A 20336-nucleotide genomic window follows, 5' to 3' on the forward strand; every position below is an offset into this window, starting at 1 on the left:
CTCGCCGAAGCCGTCTGGAGGTGCAAGCCATGCTTCCCCGATGGAGCAAATCGTTTCTGAAAGGCGCCATCTATGAAATCGAGGAGGCCGGCTCCTCCGCTTCCGTACCGGACTGGGCCGGCTCCTCCGACCCGCTCTCCCACTTCGCGCTCATCGCCGCCGTGCGCGGCGAAGCGCTCTGGCAGCCGGACGACGGCCTGCCGCCCATGCGGCTGAAGGGCGACTCGGCGCTGCTGCTCTCTCCCGGCGAAGCCCCGCGGCTGGAGCCGGAGGGGATCGAGGGCGTCGAGCTCCAGTGGATCGTCTTCGACCTGTTCCTGCCGGAGTCGCGGCTCGGCGAGCGGCGCAGCTTCGTTCGCCAGACGGCGATGCCGCTGCAAGGGCTGCTGCGCGTGTCCGGCCAGCGGCATCGCCGGCTGCTGCGCAGGCTCGCTGCCCAAGCCGTTCAAGCCCGCGAGCACGGATGGCATGGCGCGCAGCAGCTGCTCCACGATCTGCTCGCCTCGCTGATCGCCGGCGCCCGTCCGGCAGCGAGGGACGAGCTGCTGGACCGTCTCGACCGGGCTGCGGAGACGATGCAGGCCGCCTACCGGGAGCCGCTGCGCATCGAGTCGCTCGCCGAGGAGGCCGGCCTGCATCCGGGGTATTTCTCGCAGGTGTTCAAGCAGCGCTGGGGCAAGACGCCGCTCGCTTACTTGACCGCCATCCGGCTGAACCGGGCCAAGGAGCTGCTGCTCGGCGAAGGGCGGCAGCGGCCGATCCGGGAGATCGCCGCGGAATGCGGCTACCCCGACGAGTTTTACTTCAGCCGCCGCTTCAAGGCGGACGCGGGCCGCTCGCCCGCCCGCTACGCCGCCTCCGCGCCCGCCCGCATCGTCTGCCTGTCGGCGCCGTACACGGATCATCTGCTCGCGCTGGGCGTGCAGCCGGCCGCCGCCCAGCTGCCGGCCTATGCGCTCGCGCCCGATGCGCTGGCGCGCGGGCTGCGGCTGCCGGAGCATGCGGTCGATCCTTGGGAGGCGCAGCGCGGCGACTTCGAGGAGCTGCGCCCGGAGCTGATCCTGTGCAAGCCCAATGTCGAGGCCAAAGCGCGCGAGCAGCTCGCCGACATCGCGCCCGTCCGCAGCGTCCCCTGGAACGGGCTGGACGTGTACGGCCAAATGGAGGAGATCGCCCGCCTGACCGGCCGCGCGGACGAGGCGCGGCGCTGGCGGGAGCGGCATGACGCGCTGGCTGCCCGCGTGCGCTCCCGCACGGAAGCGGCTGTCGGCGGCGCCAGCTTCACCTGCCTGGCGGCGATGAGGCGCGGCCTGCGCATCTATGGCGAGCGCAACCTCGGGCATGCGCTCTACCGCTCGCTCGGCTACGCCCCGGGCGGACGCATCGCGGACGAGCTGCGGCAGCATCCGCCCGGCACCGGCTTCAACTGGACCGCCATCGCTCCGGACGAGCTGCGCCGCTACGAATCGGACGCGCTGCTGCTGTTCGCCGGGAGTCCGCAGGAACGGGAGGAGCTGCTGGAGCTCGTCGCCCGCAATCCCCATTGGCAGCGCCATCCGGCGATCCGCTCCGGCCGCTGGGCGCTGCTCGACCGCGGCTTCTGGCTGCCGTACGCTCCCGGCGCGCTGCTGCGCCAGCTGGAGGAGCTGGAGCCGCTCCTGCCTCGGCTGATGGCCGGACAAGCCGCCCCCTTTTGATCCGCTTCTCCGATCTGAAAAATGTCCAGTCCACATTCCACAATCTCCACATGGACTCCGCCCCGAAAGCTGGTATACTGGGGCTTGTCCCTTTTTGACTGATAATGATTCTCGCTCTCACCGATCTGAAGGAGGCTTTGCCGCTTGTGATGAGCCATTCCCGCCGCTGGACGAAGGCGGCCGCATTTTCCGCTTCTGCCGCCCTGGTGCTGCTGCTGCTCGCAGCCGCTCTGGCCTACGGCGCCAAGGACGTCTCGCTTCCCGTCATCTGGGGGGCGCTGACCGCCTACGATCCGAGCCTGCCGGAGCATGCCGCCATCCACGGCCTGCGGCTGCCCCGGGCGCTGGCGGCGCTGCTCGTCGGCGCCTCGCTCGGGGCGGCCGGCGCCCTCGTCCAAGGCGCGACGCGCAACGCGCTCGCCGATCCGGGCGTGCTCGGCATCAATGCCGGCGCCGCGCTCGCCGTCGTGCTCTGCTTCGCGCTCAGCCCGTGGATGGGCTACGGACTCGTCATGCTGGCATCCTTCGGCGGGGCGGCGGCCGCTACCGCGGTCATCGCGCTGCTGGCCTGGCTGTCGCGCGGCGGCTTCGCCACGCTCGAGCTGACGATCGGCGGAGCGGTCGTGTCCGCGATGGCGCATAGCCTCGCCGTGGGCCTGGCGATCTATTTCGAGCTGAGCCAGGATTTGGCGTTCTGGTATGCGGGCGGCTTGGCCGCCGTCCGCTGGGAGCAGCTGCGGCTGCTCGCTCCCGTGCTCGTCCTCGGCCTGCTGCTGGCCGCGCTGCTCGGCCGCCGGCTGTCGCTGCTTTCCCTTGGCGACGAGGCCGCCGAAGGACTCGGCGCCCGCACCGGCCGCACGCGTCTGGCCGCGCTCGGCCTGATGGCCGTGCTGGCCGGAGCCTCCGTATCCGCGGCCGGCAGCATCGGCTTCATCGGCTTGATCGCGCCGCATGCGGCGCGCAGGCTTGCCGGCACCGACTATCGGCTCGTCGTGCCGTTGTCCGCGCTGCTCGGCGCGGCGCTGCTCCTCGCAGCCGATCTCGCCTCGCGCACGGTCCAGCCGCCGCGCGAGTTCGCCGTCGGCGCGATGGCGGCGTTCGTCGGCGTGCCGTTCTTCCTGTACTTGGCCCGCCGCGAAAGGAGGGAGCTGTAGATGCCCGCCTCCCTCTCCCCGCGCTCCCGCAAGGCGCTGCTCGCCGCGCTGGCGCTGGCGGCCGTGGCGGCGGCGATCGCGCTCGCCAGCCTCAATGCCGGCACGCTGCGCCTCGGCCCTGACGCTGTGCTGCGCACGCTGCTCGGCGGCGGGACGGAGCAGGAGCAGCTCGTGCTGTTCCAATACCGTCTGCCCCGCATCGTGGTGACGATGCTCGCCGGCATCGGACTCGGCGTCGCCGGAGCGGTGCTGCAGGGCGCGACGCGCAACGGACTGGCCGATCCCGGCCTGCTCGGCATCCATGCCGGATCGGCGCTCGGCCTGATGCTGTTCATCTCCTTCTTCCGCACGCTGGAAGGATCGGCGGCGCTCTGGATTCCCGCCTTCAGCTTCGTCGGCGGCACGGCAGCCGCGGCGATCGTCTTCCTGCTCTCCTGGAGCCGGACGCGCGGCTTGCAGCCGATCCAGCTGTTGCTCGTCGGCATCGCCGTCGAGGCCGGCCTCAGCGCGGCGACCTTGATGCTGTCGCTGCGGCTCGACCCGGACACGTACGCCTTCGCCGCGCGCTGGCTCGCCGGCAGCGTATGGGGGCGCGATCCGATCCACGCGTGGACGCTGCTGCCCTGGATCGCGCTGCTGACGCCGCTCGTCTACCGAGCCTCGCGCCAGCTCGATCTGCTCGCTCTCGGCGACGCTCTCGGCACCGGCCTCGGCCAGCCGGTGCAGCGCAGCCGCCTGCTGCTTGCGCTAGCCGCCGTCGCGCTGGCGGCATCCAGCACGGCGATGACCGGCAGCATCGGCTTCATCGGCCTCGCCGCTCCGCATCTCGCGCGCCGGATCGCCGGACCGCAGCATCGGCACTTCCTGCCGATCGCCGCTCTGTGCGGCCTCATCCTGCTGCTGTCGGCGGACACAATCGGCCGCTCGCTGTTCCAGCCGGTCGCCATCCCCGCCGGCGTCGTCTGCGCCGCCATCGGCGGCCCCTATTTCCTGTATCTGCTGTTCAAACGCAGGCGCTAGCCGCCGAAGCGACCCTATTCCTGGAGGTTGAACCATCTCATGAAACGCATCTTTTCCCTGTCCGCGCTGCTGCTAAGCGCTTGCCTGCTTCTATCCGCTTGCGGAGGCTCCGCCGGCACGAACGATCCCGCGAACGGAGCCTCGGCGGCCAGCTCCGCCGCTCCCTCTCCTTCCGCTCCGGCCGACTCGCCCGCTCCGACGGAGGAGCGCATCGCCTCGCTGTCGATCCATCTCACCAACCATCTGCTCGCGCTCGGCCTGAAGCCGGTCGGCTCCGCCATCGGCGGGGACGTGAAGGATTTCCTCCCGCATGTGAAGGATCAGCTCGAGGGCGTCGAAAAGCTCGGCGTCGCCGCCGAGCCCGATCTCGAAGCGGTGCTTGCGCTCAAGCCGGACCGCATCTTCATCGACGTGCAGCAAACCGCGGCGGATCAGCCGCGCCTGGAGCCGATCGCTCCCGTCGTCGCGATCGATCTCGACCAGGGCACCTGGCGCGACCATCTGCGCCTGGTCGCCAAGGAGACCGGACGCGAGCCGCAAGCCGAGACGTTCATCGCCGACTACGAGAAGCAAGCCGCCGAGACGTCCGAGCTCATCAAAAGCAAGCTCGGCGCCGACGCCAAGGTGATGGCCATCCGCATGACGGCCAAGGAGCTGCGCGTCATGGGCATGGCGCGGCCGGTAGGCCCGCTGCTGTACGAGGATCTGGCCCTCAAGCCGGCCGACGGCGTCGAGAACATCGGCAAGGCGTACGAGGTCATTTCCCAGGAAGTGCTGGACGACTTCGACGCCGATGCGATTCTGGTCATCATCAGCAAAGGCTCCGAAGCGAAGAAAAACTTCGAGCTGCTGGAAAGCAATCCGCTCTGGGCCGGGCTCAAAGCGGTGAAGAACGGCCATGTGTACGTGCTCGACGGCCAAAAATGGCTGGACTACTCCTCGCTCGGCCACAAGATGGCGCTCGACGACGCGCAGAAGCTGTTCGGCAGCTGAGCGAGGCCGGCAAGGAAACGAAAGGAAGCGGGGCCTGGCGGCTCCGCTTCCTTTCGTTTGCGTCTAGCGCGGCGGGGCCGCTGGGCCGCTGGGCCGGAAAGCTCGCGGGCGCGGCGCAGACGCACTTATTCTGCGCCTGCGCCGCGCCCGACTCCAACGCCTACGCCTGCAGCTCGATCGTCACCGTCGCCTCGCCGCCCCAGCCGCTCAGCCAGACGGCTCCGTCCTCGAGCCGCGCGCCCGCGCCGCTGACGGCAGCCGCCGCCGGCAGGCCGCCGTGCAGCGTCAGGCGCAGCGGCTTGCCCGCGCCGGACACGCGCAGCGTCAGCGTGCCGCCGGAGCGCGACACGCTTGCCGCCAGCTGCGGCGCGCCCTTCAGGTCGCGCACGGCCGCCTCGGCCGAGGCTCCGTCCGCCAGCGCGTACAGCGCCAGCTCCACGCCGTCCGCATGGTCGTAGTCCGGGCGGCCGTCCTCCGCGCCGAGCGCGAGCAGCGTGTTCGGCCGCACGAGCAGCGGCAGGCTGAGGAAGCCGTGGCGCTCCTTGCGCCAGCGCCCGCCCTGCACCGTCTCGCCCGTCAGCAGCGACGTCCACTCGCCCTCCGGCACGTAGTACGAGACGTCGCCGCTCTCGCTGAAGATCGGCGCGACGAGCAGCGAGCGGCCGAGCATGTACTGGCGGTCGAGCGTCTCCGCGGCCGGATCGTCCGGGAACTCCAGCAGCATGGCGCGCATGCCTGGCACGCCCTGCTCCTGCGCCTGGACCGCCGTATCGTACAGATACGGCATGAGCTTCATTTTCAGCCGGGTGAACGTCCGCGTCACCTCCACCGACTCCTCGTCGTACGCCCACGGCACCCGGTACGACGTGCTGCCGTGCAGGCGGCTGTGCGTGGACAGCAGGCCGAACTGCAGCCAGCGCTTGAACACATGCGCCGACGCCGTGTTCTCGAAGCCGCCGATGTCGTGGCTCCAGAAGCCGAAGCCGCTCAAGCCGAGCGACAGGCCGCCGCGCAGGCTTTCGGCCATCGACTCGTAGTCGGCGTAGCAGTCGCCGCCCCAGTGCACCGGGAACTGCTGGCCGCCGGCCGTCGCCGAGCGCGCGAACACCGCCGCCTCGCCCTGGCCGAGCTTGCGCTCGATCGCCTCGAACACGACCTTGTTGTACAGGAACGTGTAGTAGTTGTGCATGCCCTGCGGGTCCGAGCCGTCGTGGTAGGCGACATCCGTCGGGATGCGCTCGCCGAAGTCCGTCTTGAAGCTGTCGACGCCCATGTCCATCAGCTCGTCCAGATAGCCCGCGTACCACGCGCAAGCGTCCGGATTGGTGAAGTCGACGAGCGCCATGCCCGGCTGCCATAGGTTCGTCTGCCACAGGTCTCCGTTCGGCTTGCGCAGCAGGTAGCCGCGCTCCCGGCCCTCGCGGAACAGCCGCGAGCGCTGCCCGATGTACGGGTTGATCCAGACGCAGACGCGCAGGCCCTTGTCCTTGAGCCGCTGCAGCATGCCCGCCGGATCGGGGAAGACGCGCTCGTCCCACTTGAAGTCCGTCCAGTGGAACTCCTTCATCCAGAAGCAGTCGAAATGGAACACCGACAGCGGCAGGTCGCGCTCCGCCATACCGTCCACGAACGAATTCACCGTCGCCTCGTCGTACTCCGTCGTGAACGAAGTCGACAGCCACAGGCCGAACGACCACGCCGGCGGCAGCGCCGGCTTGCCGGTCAGATCGGTGTAGCGGCCGAGCACCTCCTTGGGCGTCGGGCCGTCGATGACATAATAGCTCAGCGTCTCGCCGGGGAGGCTGAACTGCACTTTCTTGACCTTTTCCGAGGCGACCTCCAGCGACACCGCGCCGGGCTCGTCGACGAACACGCCGTAGCCGCGGCTCGTCAGGTAGAACGGGATGTTCTTGTACGCCTGCTCGGAGCTCGTGCCGCCGTCCTTGTTCCAGATGTCGACGATCTGGCCGTTCTTCACGAACGAGGTGAAGCGCTCGCCGAGGCCGTAGACGTTCTCCCCGACCGTCAGGTCCAGCTCCTCGCGGGTGTACGGCTCGCCGTGCGGCCCCGTCACATGGGCGATCGACTTGAACGCGCTGCCCGTCAGCCTCTCCTCTCCCCGGTAAAAGGCCATCGACCACTGCGGCCCCTTGCTCATGCGCAAGGTCAGGCCGCCGCTCGTCAGCTCGGCGTACTCGTCCGTCTGGCGGATCGCGGTGAAGCCGGCCGGATCGGCCGACCGGCTGAGCTCGAAGCGCGGGCCGCGCTCCCGCTCGCCCTCGAAATGGGAGATGCTCACGCCGATGATGCCCTCGCGCGGCGCATGGGCGCGCACGGTCAGCAGCTGCGTGTTGATCATCGCGCCGCGGCCGGGGAGCGGCGTCGTGGAGATGTAGGCGGTCAGGCCGCCGTCCTCGGCGACGATTTCATGCGCCTGCACGGCGCCGTCGATGGCGAAGCCTTCGCGGACGAGCCAGTTTCCATCGGTGAATTTCATGGGAGGAACCATCCTTCCGTATCGGGAGTGTAAGCGTTATACTGACAGTATACCGATGGACGGATCGTTAATCTTGCAGAATCCCGTGATGTTTCTGACACGATTCTGATCGTCGCGCAGGGGGAGGCACGAGCATGGGCAGCGAGATGGCGCCGCGGCAAGGCGGCGAACGGCCGACAGGCGATCCGGCCGGAGCAGAAGAGGCGGATTGGACGGGAGATGCGGGCTGGGCGGGAGATGGAGCCTCGGTGAGAGACGCGGATGCGGCGAGAGACGCGGGCTTGGCGGGAAACGCGGACTGGGCGGGAGATACGGACTGGGCGAGAGAAGGGGCCTCGGTGAGAGACGTTGATTCGGCGAGAGACGCGGGCTTGGTGGGAAACGCAGACTGGGCGGGAAACGCGAACTTGGCAGGAAACGCGGACTGGGCGGGAAACGCAGACTTGGCGGGAGACGCGGATTTGGCCCAAGGCGGGCCGTTCGGCTTTGCACAAGGAAAAGCCGAGCGCAAGGAGCGCTTCGAGCGGCTGCGGGAAGCCCGCGGCCACAACGAGGCGCGCCGGCTGTTCGGCAGCTACGAGTACCGGTATGGTCCCGGCGAGCATGTCATCGAGGCGCATTGGCATGAGGAGATGGAGTGGCTGTACGTCGCCGAGGGGGAGACGCTGCTGCAGATCGGCACGGAAAGCCTGCTGCTGCGCGCGGGCGAAGCGGCGTTCGTGCCGAGCGGCGAGCTGCATGCGGCGCATGCGAGCGGAAGCGCAGGCTGCCGCTTCTTCGCGCTCGTGTTTCACGGAGCGCTGCTGTCGGGCGCGGCCTTCGACGCGGTGGAGGAACGCGTCGTGCTGCCGCTGCTGGAGCGGCGCGCGATGTTCCCGCGGCAGGCGCGGCCGCAGGAGCCGGCCGGCGCGCTGCTGCTCGGCGAGCTGGCGCACATCCGGCAAGCCTGCCGCCAGCGTCCGCCGGGCTGGGAGGCGGCGGTGAAAGGCCGGCTGCTGCTCATGCTCGCCGGCACGCATGCGCTCGGCGCGGCCGAGGATCGACGGGCGGGCGCGGACGGCGGCCCGGCGAGCGGGGTGGCGGCGGACGCGGCCAAGGTCGAGCGGCTGAAGCGGGTCATCTCTCATCTCCAGGAGCATTACGGACGCCCGATCCGCATCGCCGAGCTGGCCGGCCTGGCCGCGATGAGCGAAGGGCATTTCAGCCGCTTCTTCCGCGAGATGACCGGCCAGACGCCGATCGCCTACCTCAACGCGCTGCGCATTCGCCGCGCGGCCGAGCGGCTCCGACGGACCGAGCTGCGCATCGCCGACATCGCGCTGGAATGCGGCTTTGACAACATCAGCTACTTCGTGCGCCAATTCCAGCGGCAGCTCAAAGAAACGCCGTCGGCATTCCGACGGCGTAACGGGCAGAAGTAGATGATCATGCCTTTCTTTTCTATGTTCGCCTTCTCAATCTAGAAAATCTTGGTATAATCGATTCAAGAAATGCGCATAGGCTTTAAGGGCGGTCGGCGGCTCTCCCGGTTGAAGGGAGGTGTTGCCCGTGGAAGTGTTTCAGGCTTTATCCCTCATGTTCATGTTCGGGATGTTCCTGCTGGCGCTGCTCACGTACCTGAAAAAGAAGTAGACCGCCCACACCCCTCATAAGGTCGGCGGTCTATTTTGCTGCTGCTGACACTTACGGGGGCAAGCCGCCGCTCTTAATGCGGAAGCCATTTCCCGGAGGTCCCGGTGCGTCAACACCGGGGCCTCTATCTATTTTTAAGCATACCACACCCTTTTTATACCATCAAGGCCGCTATCTAGGCCGATTTCAGCTCGCCCGCCCCTCCGAAGAAGCTAACCTCCCGAGCGCGCGGCACCGAGCTAATCGCCCCCGCTCGCTCTACGAAACGGGGCCTGTTTAGGGCCATGGTTCGGCGGAACGCCAGCGGAGGAGCTTATTGCCGAAGCAGATTTTTTGACTTTAGACTTGCTCCTTTCATTCTCCCGCCAAATCTATGGATCCAAGGCACAAATGTGCCCTGGATTGCTCTTCCCAAGGCCGATTTGCCGGATCCAAGGCACAAATGTGCCCTGGATTGCTCTTCCCAAGGCCGATTTGCCGGATCCAAGGCACAAATGTGCCCTGGATTGCTGTTCCCAGGCCGATTCGTCGGATCCAAGGCACAAATGTGCCCTGGATTGCTCTTCCCAAGGCCGATTTGCCGGATCCAAGGCACAAATGTGCCTTGGATTGCTCTTCCCAAGGCCAATTTGCCGGATCCAAGGCACAAATGTGCCTTGGATTGCTCTTCCCAAGGCCGATTTGCCGGATCCAAGGCACAAATGTGCCTTGGATTGCTCTTCCCAAGGCCGATTCGCCGGATTCAAGGCACAAATGCGCCCTGAATTGCTAACCCAAGGCCGATTCGTCGGATCGAGTCATTTGCCTTCGTGCATCGATCCGAACGGCGGTCTTCATGCTCTTCGCCCCCCGCGAAAAAGCCGAGGCATGACGCGGATGTAAACCAGCTCGCCGATCAGCTCCACCATCGTCTGAGCGACGACTGCGGCCGCGGCCAGCCGCCCCGCCTCGCCGGGCAGCGCAAGCGCAAGCGGCAGCACGACGAGCGAGTTGCGCGTGCCTGCGCTGAACGCAAGCGTCCGCGAAGCCTCGGCGCCGAGCCGAAGCAGGCGCGCGGTCGGCCAGGCTAGAGCCGGGCCGATGAGCAGGAAAGCGGCATAGGCCGGGATCGCCGGACCGATCGCGTCCAGATGGCGGACAGCCGTGCCTGCCTGCGAGGCGACGATGAGCAGCAGCGCCGCCGCCATGCCGGGCACCGGCAGCCAGGCAGCCGCATCAAGCGCCTTTGCCCCGGCGCGGCTGCGGCGGGCGGCGAGCCGCGTCAGCGCCGCCAGTACGAGCGGAGCGGCGACAAGCAGCAGGAAGGCCTGTACGATCGGACCGGCCTCGACAAGAGCGGCGGCCTCGCGGCCGAGGATCAGCCAGAGCCAGAGCGGCAGCGCGACCAGCTGCGCCAGCATCAGCAGCGGCGTGGAGGCGAGCATCAGCTTGCCGTCGCCACGGCCCATCTGGGCGAAGACGACCACATAATCGATGCAGGGCGCGAGCAGCACGAGGCACAGCCCGAAGCGCACGGCCGGCTCCAGCGGGACCAGCCAGGCCAACGCCAGGACGGCAAGCGGCACGAGGACGAAGTTGACGAGCAGCAGCCCGGCGGCGAAGCGGCCCTGCGCCCGGCCTTGCCGCAGCTCCAGCAACGGAATTTGCGTGAACATGCCGTACAGCAGCAGCGCGAGCGCCGGGCTGACGACGACGCCGAGCGGTTCCGCTTTTTCTCCCGCTGTCAGGCCGATCGCCGCCCCGGCCAGCAAAGCCGCCGCGTAGACGGCGATCTGGCGGCGCTCCAGCCCTTCTCTCGTGATGCGCATGACGCTTCCTCCGCTTCCGCTTGTTTCCTTCCATCCTACTTCATTCCGGCCCTCCGCTCCATCCCGCCGCAACTGTCCCAGAGTTGTCACAACTTCCGGCCGAGAATGCGAAACCGCAGCTTGCCTCAGCCGTTACACGGACAAGGGCATCCAACAGCGGCCATGCGGGAGCTTATCCGCTCTGCGGCTCGCAGTCTGCTGCGCTCTTATCGTTTCCATCATCCGAGGAGGTTCCCATGCTCAAAACGGCTGTCGGCCGCTTCCGGTTCGTCGCTCTGCTGGAAGGCTGGTCTTTTCTGATCCTGCTGTTCATCGCCATGCCGATCAAATACTTGGGCGGCTGGGGCTTGCCCGTCACGATCGTCGGCGCCGCCCACGGCGGACTGTTCGTGCTGTATATGATCACGCTGCTGCTGGCCACGATCTCCGCCCGCTGGAAGCTTGGCCGCGTCGTCGGAGCCGTGCTGCTGTCGTTCGTGCCGTTCGGCACGTTCTGGCTCGATGCCCGCATCAAGCGCGACCCGGCTTAACAAAGCCAACCATTCCAGCTTGCTGAAAGCAAACCAGGACGTGCCGCGGCACGTCCTGGTTTGCTTTTGAGAGTCTATTCGTAACGACCCGGCGACCAAGGCAGCGTCTCGGCTACCAGACCGATAGCACCGTCCTATAGATGGCTAGGAAATTCTTGCTCGCAAGAAAAGCGGCCTCATTTCGGCTTGATGCCGAAATGAGGCCGCTCCAATCGTCTACGACTTCACGACGCGGAATCGCGCCAATCCGATCTCGCCGCGCAGCACGACGGAAACAGTGTCCGCTCCATCTCGACCGGCCGCGGCAGCAGAGTACGCCGGCAGCGCCAGCGGCGCGGCGACGGTCGTCCACGCCTGCGGACCGCCGGTGCGCGGCACGTCGCAGCGCGCGAGCAGCTCGCCGTCCGGGCCGCCGAGGCGCAGCTCGACGCTGCCGCTGCCAGCGCCCGACACGCGCGCCTCGAAGCGGTCCGCGCCCGCCGGCAGCAAGCCGCGCCCGAAGCGCGCCCAGCCCTGGCCGGGCGCTCCGCCTGCAAAAGCTGCCGTCAAAGCTGCCGCATCCGCTCCGGCCGGGCGCACGCTGTCGCCGCCGTCCCGGCAGGCGTCGATCGCGAGCCCGCGCGCCTCGTCATAGGACGAGGCTGCCGTCCAATCGCCGAGCGGCCGGGCGGCCAGCGGCTCGCCGTCCAGACGCAGCTGCGCCTCGGCGCGGATGTCCGCCGAGCTCGCGCCGGCGAGCAGACGGCAGACGCCGCTTTCGAACGCCCAGCGGTCTGCCGCCGGATCCCAGACGGCCAGCTGCGACGCCTCGACGCGGAACTCCGCCGTCGCCGTCTCCCCTGCCGCGAGCCGCAGCCGGCGGAAGCCGACCAGCTGCCGCTTCGGCCGCTGAAACGCCGAGCCTTCGATGCGGGCATAAAGCTGCACGACCTCGTCGGCCTCCAGGCCGCTCTCATTCGTGACCTCCAGCCGCACCGTCGCCGCATCGCCCGCCTCCAGCGCCTCACGGTCCACGCGCAGCTCCCCGTAGCGGAACGCCGCATACGACAAGCCGTGGCCGAACGGATAGAGCACCGAAATGTCTCCATAATGGTACGTGCGGCCGCTGCGGATGATGTCGTAGTCCATGATCGACGGCATCCCCTGCTCCGTCGCCGGCCATGTCATCGGCAGCCGTCCTGCCGGGCTGTAATCGCCGAAGATCGCCCCGGCCGCCGCGCGGCCGAGCTCCTGCGAGGCATGGCATAGCTGCAAGATCGCAGGAGCTTCCCGCTCGAGGCCCTCGAGCGCGAACGGATAGCTGCTCACGAGCAGCACGGCCGTGCGCGGATTGGCGCGCAGAACGGCGCGAATCAGCTCCTGCTGGGCGGCCGCGAGCGCGATGCCGGGGCGGTCCGCATCCTCCTTGCCGTTGATGAAAGGCTGGTTGCCGACGACGACGACCGCCGCGTCCGCCGATGCCGCCAGCCGCACCGCCGCCGAGATCCCGTCCTCGACGACCTCGACGAGGAACCGTTCCGCCTGCGCCGGCTTGCGGCGCTGACGCAGCCGCTCGGCGCGCTCCGCCTCGGCGGCGGCGTCCGGATTGGCCGCGTCGGCCGCGTTGACCGCCGCCTCCGGCGCAAGCTCCGCCGGCATGAGCCGCCCGTCCGCCAGCAGGCCTACCGGCGTGCCGTCCCAGGTGCGCAGCTCGACGGTCCGCGCGCCGCGCTCTTCCTCCTTGCCAAAACGGCTGCCCGCAGCCGTCCCGGACGAGCCGGCCCCCGCTGCTGGCTGCGCGCCTGCACGGACTCCATCAGCCGCCGCCTGCGCCTGGTCACCCAAGCCCGCCTGCGCGTCTTCCAGACGGAACACTTCCTTGACGAACCAGCCGCGCGCCTCGTCCGCGCTTGCCGTCAGCCCGTCCTCGGCGTCCGTGACGAGCTTGCCGCTCGACTGGGCGCGCAGCGTCACATTGCCATAGCCCCAGTCGGTCGCCTCGAATATCTCGGCCTCCTCCGGCCCTGCCGCGTCCGCCGTCAACACCGGCCCGCTCCCGACGTAGCGGCCGCTCGTCACGCTGCGCAGACGCAGCTTGCTGCCGCCCGTCGCATAGACGGCTTCGCCGGCGTCGGCGAGCCGCTCCCGGATGCCGGCCAGCGGCGTGCTCCGGTACGGCGGCGTGCCGCTGTACCAGTCCGTGAACGCCTCGTCGGCCAGCGGCCCGATGACGGCGATCCGCCCCTGCGGCGCGAGCGGCAGCAGCGGCGCGGCATCCCCGGCGGCGGCGCCAGCGATTACGGTCCGAGCCGCCTCGCTGGCAGCTGAAGATTCGCCGCGGCCTCGGGTCGCGGCCTCGCTGCCGGCGGCCGCCGCTTCGCTCTGCGGAGCCGCCGTGCCGTCCGCTCCTGCTGCCGCAGGCTCGTTGCGCAGCAGCACGACCGACTTTTCCGCCGCCAGGCGCGACAGGGCGGCATGCTCGGGCGATCCGACCTTTTCCTCGGGCACGCCTTCATACGGATTCAGCCCCGGCGGGTCGAACTCGCCCAGACGCATCCGCACGGAGAACGTGCGCGACAGAGCGCGGTCGAGATCGGCCTCCTCCAGCAAGCCCTGCTCCAGAGCGTCGCGGATCGCCCGCTTGACCGTCTCCGCGTCGTCGGTGATGCTGTCGATGCCCGCCCGGATCGAGAGCGCGGCCGCCTCGGCGTACGAGTCGACATGCTTGTGCTCATGCACGGTGCCGAGCACGTCGCCCGCATCGCTCACGACAAAGCCGTCCATGCCCCACTCGCCGCGCACGATCGCCTCGATGTCGTCCAGCAGGTTGGCCGGCACGCCGTTGACGCTGTTGTAGGCGGTCATCATCGACTTCGCGCCGCCCTCCTTGAACGCCAGCTCGAACACCTTGAGGTAATACTCGCGCTTGCTGCGGGCGTCGATGCTGGCCGAGCCGAAGCCGCGATGCAGCTCGTTGTTGTTGGCATAAAAATGCTTCAGCGTCGCGACCGCGCGCAAATACGCCGGGTCGTCTCCCTGCATGCCGCGCGCGAGCGCCGCCGTCAGCTTGCCCGCCAGCAGCGGGTCCTCGCCGTAAGCCTCCTCCGTCCGGCCCCAGCGGGCGTCGCGCTCCATGTCGACCGTCGGCGCCCAGATCGTCAGCCCGTTGCGCTCCGGGTCGCGCTGGTAAAACACCCTCGCCTCGGTGCCGATCGCCTCGCCGACCTGCCGCAGCAGCTCCTCGTCCCAGGTGGACGCCAGCCCGATCGGCTGCGGGAATACCGTCGCCTCGCCGAGCCAGGCGATGCCGTGCGCGCCTTCGGTGCCGTGCTTGTACTTGGAGAGGCCGAGCCGCGGCACCTCCTCCTGGTACTGCGGCATCTGCCCGATCTTCTCCTCCAGCGTCAGCCGCGAGACGAGGTCCGCGACCCTTTCCGGCAGCGGCAGCTCATGGTTATAAAAAGCGAACGCTCGCGTCGCGTCGGCGTTCGTGCTCGTCGTGGCGGTTGAATCGACAATGGCCTCAGCTTCCGCGCTTGCAGCAGCGGTTGCATTCGTGTTCTCGCTCATGCTCGGCACTCCTTCGTCCAGTCCGGATTCTCCCTTGCCCGCTGGGGCAAAGGACGACTCACTCTATCATAAAGCGTTTTCAATCGATTGGTCACCCGCTGATTCGCAGCCGTTTTCATATAGAAATCGGAGATTCCGTCTTGGCGCCGAAACCTTACTCTGCCGGCCCGCGTCCAAGCTGTCAGCCGCATCATTCGAGGGAAAAGGAGCCCTGAGGAGCTGCCGGTGACCGCGACGACGCTGAACGTAGAGCCTGTCGCCCGCGCCGTCTTCGCTCCCGGCATCGGCGTCGGCTGTCGTTCACCTTCATCCGCGGCTGGCGGAACGAGAGCTTTCCTAGGGGCCGAGAGACGGCCCCTTCTCCATTCTTTCGAATTTCCGTCCGTCCTCGTTCATCCAGATCCACTCCTGGCCGCTCACCGTCTTGCGGGCGGAACCGTCATTGATCCACCCTCCGCCATTTGTCGTTGAACGCTCATTGTAGCCCGCCCGATCCGCCGCTGTCGCCAACCGGGATCTTCCATTTCATGCAACTTTTCCTTCGGCTCTCGCGTCCAACGGAGCAGATTCGCATCCCTCTGCAACGAAGGAGACCTGCCGATGAAAAAACCGATCCGCCGCCTGCTGCCTGCGCTCAGCGCCTTGGCCGTCCTGCCCGCGCTCGGCGCCTTGGCCGTGCTGACGGCGGCGCTGCCGTCACAGGCGCTTGCCGCAGGAGCCGCGCCGCAGGAGCGGCAGCCGTCCGCGACCGTCTCCGCCTCGGTTTACAGCGACGACGCGGCGGCACGCTACGACTGGTCGTTCTCGCCCGCCTACGCCGATGAAGCGAGCGGCCGCTCCTATTATACCGCCTACGCCTACGAGACCGGCCGCTACCTCCCCTTGATCCGACAGGTCTACCAGGACCGCGAGGGCTCCTGGCACGCGCTCGAGCCTGATGTCGTCTCCTACTGGGACGGCGTGGCCGGAGAGCCTCGGCTCGCCTTGACCGGCATGTACAATCGCACGACGCCGCTCGTCGGCCGCTACGATCCGGCACGCGACCGGGCCGGCGTAAGCGCCTCCTTCAGCGAAGGCGCTACGGGCATGACTATGCTGCGCATCGAGTCCTATAAGAAGCTCCAGGACGGCATCAGCACGAGCGTCTCGTACAAGCTTTATTACCGTTCGCCGAAAGGCCTTGTTCGGGAAATCGGCGACTATGGCTGGTCGTCCGGCTTCTTTCCGCTGCCGGACGGCGGCATGATCGGCGAGGCTTACAATGCTCGCAGCAAGCGGATCGAGGTGCTCCGCATCGATCCCCGCACCGGCAATCCGTCTCATGTCGCATTCGCCTGCCTGCAAGCCTACGATCCCAAGAGCAACCGGGCGCTCCTCCTGCTCAACGAGCCGGGCCGCCCCGGCTCCGTGCTCGACCTTAAGGACGGCTCCCGGCGGCCCGCCTCGGACAAGGACCTGCGCGAGATTCGCTCGCCGATCCAGCCCGGGACGTCGTATCAAAATCCGGCCCCGCCGGCGGAGCCTCCGCCGGCCGGCCTGCAGCCGCAGGAGCTGCCGGTGACCGCGACGACGCTGGACGTAGAGCCGGTCGCCCGCGCCTTCATCGCTCCCGGCATCAGCGTCGACCTGTCGTTCGCCTTCATCCGCGGCGGCCGCACGCTGCTGCCCGCACGGGAGCTGATCGAGACCGCCGGACTCCACGTCGAGGCGCACCGAGTTCCCGGCAAGGGCGGCAGCGAGAATTGGTTCGAGCTGACCGGCCCGGCCGGCACCGTCCGCGCCGACAGCGCAACGAGCCAGCTGCTCGGCGACCGCCTGTACGTCAGCTCCGCCCTGCTCGCTGAGATCGGCCTGCCCGTGGAGCGGATCGACTGGCTGCCGCCCAGCGCGGACTGAGGCGGCGGCCGCTGTCGCCGTCCCGCATGGTTCCCCGCATGCACCAAGGCGAACCGCGGCAACCGGGCTTCACCGGCGAGGCTCGGGACTGCATGAGCGCCCAGCTCGAAGCCGTCTTCACGGATTAACGCCGTTAGGACGCGCCTCTGCTGGCGGATCGCTCTCCCTTACGGCAAAAATGCCGTTAGGACGCGCCGCAGCTGGCGGATCGCTCTCCCTTACGGCAAAAATGCCGTTAGGAAGCGCCTCTGCTGGCGGACCGCGCTCCCTTACGGCAATAACGGCATGTGCACAAAAGCCCTCGCTCCGAGCAGCGTGGGCTTCTTCCACGGTCGGGACCGCAATCCGCTATACCCGTTCTCTACCTTGCTCCTCCGGCTCGCCGGAGGCTATACTGGACCTATCTTAGTCAAGGAGGCCGATGTTCTATGGTGACTATTATCGCAATGCGCATGTCGTCGATTGTCCCTATGCCGGTTTCTACGGAGCTTGCCGCATGACGCGGGCCAGGCCGCCTGCCGTCCCCTCCGGGACGAGGCTGCCTGCCTGACGCCATGCCCATGCCTAAGCCGCAGGAGACCGCTGTCTCCTGCGGCTTTTTGCTTGGCCTTCGGCCGTGCAGCCGCGCCCCCCGTCCGCAGGCTCGCGGGCAGGCGGCGCCGCTCGCCCGCTCCGTCGCCTCCCTCAATCGGTCCGCAGACCCGGCCTTCCGGCCGCTGCGGGCTTTTTTTCATTCCCCTACAAAAAAAGGAGAGATTCCCTTGAACCCATTCCACACCGATAAAAACAGCGTCCCTCAAGCTCCCCGTCCACCGCTCGAAACGAACGGACCGGACGGCATCGTTACCGCTCCTAGCCTCGCTGCCTTCGACGAAGAAGCGCTGCAGCCGCTCGGCTGGAACGAAGCCTGGTCCGAGCCGCTCGCGGCGGCCGCCAGCCGGCTGCAAGCCGGCGGCTTGTCCACGGCCGGCCTGGAGCCTGCGCGCATCGTCGCGCAGTTCTCTCATCTGTACCGGCTCGCGGCGGCGGACGGCGAGCATCTCGCCGAAGTGACCGGACGCTACGCGCACGGCGCGGCGTCCCGCACCTCCTACCCGGCCGTGGGCGACTGGGTGCTCTCCTCCGTGCCGAAGCCCGGCGACAGCTCCCGCGCCAGCATCCACGCGCTGCTGGAGCGCCGCTCGGCGCTCATCCGCAAGGAAGCCGGCCAGGTCCAGGAGGGCCAAGTCGTCGCCGCCAACATCGACGTCCTGTTCCTGACGATGGCGCTGAACCACGACTTCAACCTGCGGCGCATCGAGCGCTACCTGGTGGCGGCGTGGGAGAGCGGGGCGACGCCGGTCGTGCTGCTGACAAAGGCCGACCTCGCGGACGATCCAGAAGCGCTCGTGCGCGAGGTCGAAGGAGCCGCTCCCGGCGTCGCCGTGCATGCCGTCAGCGCGCAGCTCGGCCAAGGGCTCGAGCAGCTGCGGCCTTACCTGCAGCCGGGACGCACGATCGCGGTCGCCGGCTCGTCCGGCGTCGGCAAGTCGACGCTGCTGAACGAGCTGGCGGGCGAAGCCTCGCAGCGCGTGCAAGGCGTGCGCGGAGGCGACGATCGCGGCCGCCACACGACGACGCATCGCGAGCTGTTCCGCCTGCCGGGCGGCGCGCTGCTCATGGACACGCCGGGCATGCGCGAGCTGCAGCTATGGGACGAGGGCGGCTCGTCGTCTGCGCATGCCGGCGCCTTTGCCGACATCGAGGAGCTCGCCTCGCAGTGCCGCTACGGCGACTGCACGCACGGCAAGCGCGAGCAGGGCTGCGCGATCAAAAGCGCCCTCGCCAGCGGAGAGCTGGACGCCGGGCGCTACGAGAACTACCTCAAGACGGGCCGCGAGCTGGCGCGCGTCGCCCGCAAGGAGCAGGCCGCGGCGCGCAAGAGCCTGCCGCCCGCCCGGAACAAGCAGCGCCGCAAGCAGGAGCGCCGCTCCGGCAAGGAAGCGGCGCAGGAGCGGGATTGACCCGTTTCAAGCGATGAAAAGGACCTCGAATCGCGCCGTGCCGGCGACGATCGAGGTCCTTTTTCGAATGACGGGCTGCGCTCAGCCGCCGATGACGCGGCCGATGCGCGTCAGGATGTCGGCGGTCGAGGCCGGATCGTTGACGTCGTACTCGTCGATGTTCAGGCGCAGCACCGGGCAGGCGCTGAAGCCGTCGATCCATTTGGCATAACGCTCGTGCATATGCTCCCAGTAGGAGACATCGGTCTGGATCTCCATCTCCCGGCCGCGCTCAGTGATGCGGGCTAAGATCGACGGCAGGCTGCCCTCGATATAGAGCAGGACGTCCGGATGCGGGAAGTACGGCGTCATGACCATCGCCTCGTACAGGCTCGTGTACGTCTCGTAGTCGACCGGGGACATCGTCCCCTGATCGGCGTGCATTTTGGCGAAGATGCCCGTGTCCTCGTAGATCGAGCGATCCTGCACGAAGCCGCCGCCGAGCTCGAACATCTTCTTCTGCTCCTTGAAGCGCTCGGCGAGGAAGTAGATCTGCAGGTGGAAGCTCCAGCGCTCGAAGTCGTGGTAGAACTTCTCCAGATAGGGGTTGAAATCGACCTTCTCCAGCGACGTGCGGAAGCCGAGCCGCTGCGCAAGCGCCGCGGTCAGCGTCGACTTGCCGACGCCGACCGTGCCCGCGACGGTGATGACGGCGTTTTGCGGGATGCCGTAGGGGTTGGCGCTCATCGGATGCACTCCTTTACGCGCGCGACGATCTTGTCGAACTCGCCGCGGTCGGCTACGAAGTCGACGGAGTCGCCGTCGATCGGCAGGATGATCGTATCCGGCTCGCGCTCGGCCAGCTGGCTCATCGCCGTATCGTAGTCCTCGATCAGCTGCTGCAGGTAGGCCGTGGACATCTCGTCCTCGAACGGCCGGCCGCGCTTCGCGATGCGCTCCAGCAGCACGTCCAGGCTGGCGCGGATGTAGACGATGACGTTCGGCTTGGGCAGATCGTCGGTGAGCACATGGTAGATGTGGCGGTACTTGTCGCGCTTCACGCCCTTCAGCGTGCGCTCGCTGAAGATCAGGTTCTTGTAGATATGGTAGTCCGAGACGATCGCCTGGCCCGCGGCCAGCCTCGGGATGACGGCGTCCTCGAGCTGCTTGTAGCGGTTGCACAGAAAGAACATCTCCAGCTGGAAGCTCCAATCGTCCATGTCCTGATAGAATTTGTCCAGAAAAGGATTCTCCTCGACGATCTCCTTGACCAGCGGGTATCCCCACGCTTCGGCCAGCATCGTGGCGAGCGTCGTCTTGCCGGCCCCGATCGGCCCCTCGACGGCGATATATGGCGCATGACTCATCGTAGCTGCTTCCCCCTTGAATGCTTGCCGGCAGCCGTTCTCGGCTTGCCGGGACTTGCCGGCCTGATCTGGGCATGCCGGGCTGGCCTGGCCTGCAGGGCAGGCTTTGCTTGCTGGCGCGGCTGGCCTGACTGGCGCGGCTAGTCGGCCTCGCTTCGCTTGCTGGCGCGGCTTGCCCCAGTGCTCTGCGCCCGGACCCTCCGCAGGGCGG

Annotated in this window: 14 protein-coding genes; 9 read left to right on the forward strand and 5 right to left on the reverse strand. The window is 68.0% G+C overall.

The window, feature by feature from the left end:
• Positions 1-29 precede the first annotated feature (29 nt).
• The 4 genes from B8V81_RS03650 (at position 30) to B8V81_RS03665 (ending at position 4864) form a co-directional block, all read left to right on the forward strand.
• Positions 30-1697 (forward strand): helix-turn-helix domain-containing protein, encoded by a 1668-nt coding sequence (locus B8V81_RS03650; RefSeq protein ID WP_180968374.1) that lies wholly within the window; start codon positions 30-32, stop codon positions 1695-1697.
• A gap of 149 nt (positions 1698-1846) precedes the next feature.
• Complete coding sequence (locus tag B8V81_RS03655; protein WP_244912713.1) at positions 1847-2851, forward strand: FecCD family ABC transporter permease; 1005 nt, start codon at positions 1847-1849, stop codon at positions 2849-2851.
• Positions 2852-3871 (forward strand): FecCD family ABC transporter permease, encoded by a 1020-nt coding sequence (locus B8V81_RS03660; RefSeq protein WP_028598571.1) that lies wholly within the window; start codon positions 2852-2854, stop codon positions 3869-3871.
• A 39-nt stretch (positions 3872-3910) separates the two neighbouring features.
• Complete coding sequence (locus tag B8V81_RS03665) at positions 3911-4864, forward strand: ABC transporter substrate-binding protein (RefSeq protein ID WP_101807753.1); 954 nt, start codon at positions 3911-3913, stop codon at positions 4862-4864.
• 160 nt (positions 4865-5024) lie between these two features.
• Here the strand turns inward: B8V81_RS03665 and yicI are convergent, their stop codons facing one another.
• The gene (gene yicI, locus B8V81_RS03670; RefSeq protein ID WP_101807754.1) at positions 5025-7361 is read right to left on the reverse strand and encodes an alpha-xylosidase; all 2337 of its coding nucleotides are present in this window, start codon (positions 7359-7361) and stop codon (positions 5025-5027) included.
• A gap of 134 nt (positions 7362-7495) precedes the next feature.
• Between yicI and B8V81_RS03680 the strand changes: the two genes are divergently transcribed.
• Together B8V81_RS03680 and B8V81_RS25595 are read left to right on the forward strand one after the other, a co-directional pair.
• A complete protein-coding gene (locus B8V81_RS03680; RefSeq protein WP_244912711.1) occupies positions 7496-8782 on the forward strand; it encodes an AraC family transcriptional regulator in 1287 nt (428 codons plus the stop codon).
• Between the two features lie 133 nt (positions 8783-8915).
• Positions 8916-8993 (forward strand): putative holin-like toxin, encoded by a 78-nt coding sequence (locus B8V81_RS25595; RefSeq protein WP_228551919.1) that lies wholly within the window; start codon positions 8916-8918, stop codon positions 8991-8993.
• Positions 8994-9826: 833 nt separating this feature from the next.
• Here the strand turns inward: B8V81_RS25595 and B8V81_RS03685 are convergent.
• Positions 9827-10801, reverse strand: coding sequence for an arsenic resistance protein (locus B8V81_RS03685; protein WP_219623304.1), 975 nt, complete (start codon positions 10799-10801; stop codon positions 9827-9829).
• A gap of 236 nt (positions 10802-11037) precedes the next feature.
• On the opposite strand from B8V81_RS03685, the gene B8V81_RS03690 reads away from it, so the two are divergent.
• Positions 11038-11331, forward strand: a complete 294-nt coding sequence (locus B8V81_RS03690) for a DUF3817 domain-containing protein (RefSeq protein ID WP_101807755.1) — start codon at positions 11038-11040, stop codon at positions 11329-11331.
• A 216-nt stretch (positions 11332-11547) separates the two neighbouring features.
• On the opposite strand, the gene B8V81_RS03695 is transcribed toward B8V81_RS03690, so the two are convergent.
• Positions 11548-14880: a glycoside hydrolase family 3 C-terminal domain-containing protein gene (locus B8V81_RS03695; RefSeq protein ID WP_101807756.1), complete on the reverse strand. Its 3333-nt coding sequence runs from the start codon at positions 14878-14880 to the stop codon at positions 11548-11550.
• 600 nt (positions 14881-15480) lie between these two features.
• On the opposite strand from B8V81_RS03695, the gene B8V81_RS03700 reads away from it, so the two are divergent.
• Together B8V81_RS03700 and rsgA are read left to right on the forward strand one after the other, a co-directional pair.
• Positions 15481-16776, forward strand: coding sequence for a hypothetical protein (locus B8V81_RS03700; RefSeq protein ID WP_101807757.1), 1296 nt, complete (start codon positions 15481-15483; stop codon positions 16774-16776).
• Positions 16777-17615: 839 nt separating this feature from the next.
• The gene (gene rsgA / locus B8V81_RS03705; RefSeq protein WP_425320482.1) at positions 17616-18779 is read left to right on the forward strand and encodes a ribosome small subunit-dependent GTPase A; all 1164 of its coding nucleotides are present in this window, start codon (positions 17616-17618) and stop codon (positions 18777-18779) included.
• A gap of 81 nt (positions 18780-18860) precedes the next feature.
• Here rsgA and B8V81_RS03710 read toward each other — a convergent pair whose 3' ends face one another.
• On the reverse strand, positions 18861-19505 hold the full coding sequence (locus B8V81_RS03710; RefSeq protein ID WP_101807759.1) for a deoxynucleoside kinase: 645 nt from the start codon (positions 19503-19505) through the stop codon (positions 18861-18863).
• On the reverse strand, positions 19502-20125 hold the full coding sequence (locus B8V81_RS03715; RefSeq protein WP_028598563.1) for a deoxynucleoside kinase: 624 nt from the start codon (positions 20123-20125) through the stop codon (positions 19502-19504). Before B8V81_RS03715 ends, B8V81_RS03710 begins: the two co-directional genes overlap by 4 nt.
• Positions 20126-20336 lie beyond the last annotated feature (211 nt).

The sequence above is a fragment of the Paenibacillus pasadenensis genome (genome assembly GCF_002864175.1).
Lineage (GTDB): Bacteria > Bacillota > Bacilli > Paenibacillales > Paenibacillaceae > Paenibacillus_O > Paenibacillus_O pasadenensis.

Coding starts and splice junctions, on each gene's coding strand:
- B8V81_RS03650 (WP_180968374.1), top strand. CDS start 30: ATGCTTCCCCGATGGAGCAAATCGTTTCTGAAAGGCGCCATCTATGAA.
- B8V81_RS03710 (WP_101807759.1), bottom strand. CDS start 19,505: ATGAGCGCCAACCCCTACGGCATCCCGCAAAACGCCGTCATCACCGTC.
- B8V81_RS03695 (WP_101807756.1), bottom strand. CDS start 14,880: ATGAGCGAGAACACGAATGCAACCGCTGCTGCAAGCGCGGAAGCTGAG.
- B8V81_RS03715 (WP_028598563.1), bottom strand. CDS start 20,125: ATGAGTCATGCGCCATATATCGCCGTCGAGGGGCCGATCGGGGCCGGC.
- B8V81_RS03665 (WP_101807753.1), top strand. CDS start 3,911: ATGAAACGCATCTTTTCCCTGTCCGCGCTGCTGCTAAGCGCTTGCCTG.
- B8V81_RS03700 (WP_101807757.1), top strand. CDS start 15,481: ATGAAAAAACCGATCCGCCGCCTGCTGCCTGCGCTCAGCGCCTTGGCC.
- B8V81_RS03680 (WP_244912711.1), top strand. CDS start 7,496: ATGGGCAGCGAGATGGCGCCGCGGCAAGGCGGCGAACGGCCGACAGGC.
- B8V81_RS03690 (WP_101807755.1), top strand. CDS start 11,038: ATGCTCAAAACGGCTGTCGGCCGCTTCCGGTTCGTCGCTCTGCTGGAA.
- B8V81_RS03660 (WP_028598571.1), top strand. CDS start 2,852: ATGCCCGCCTCCCTCTCCCCGCGCTCCCGCAAGGCGCTGCTCGCCGCG.
- yicI (WP_101807754.1), bottom strand. CDS start 7,361: ATGAAATTCACCGATGGAAACTGGCTCGTCCGCGAAGGCTTCGCCATC.
- B8V81_RS03655 (WP_244912713.1), top strand. CDS start 1,847: ATGAGCCATTCCCGCCGCTGGACGAAGGCGGCCGCATTTTCCGCTTCT.
- B8V81_RS03685 (WP_219623304.1), bottom strand. CDS start 10,801: ATGCGCATCACGAGAGAAGGGCTGGAGCGCCGCCAGATCGCCGTCTAC.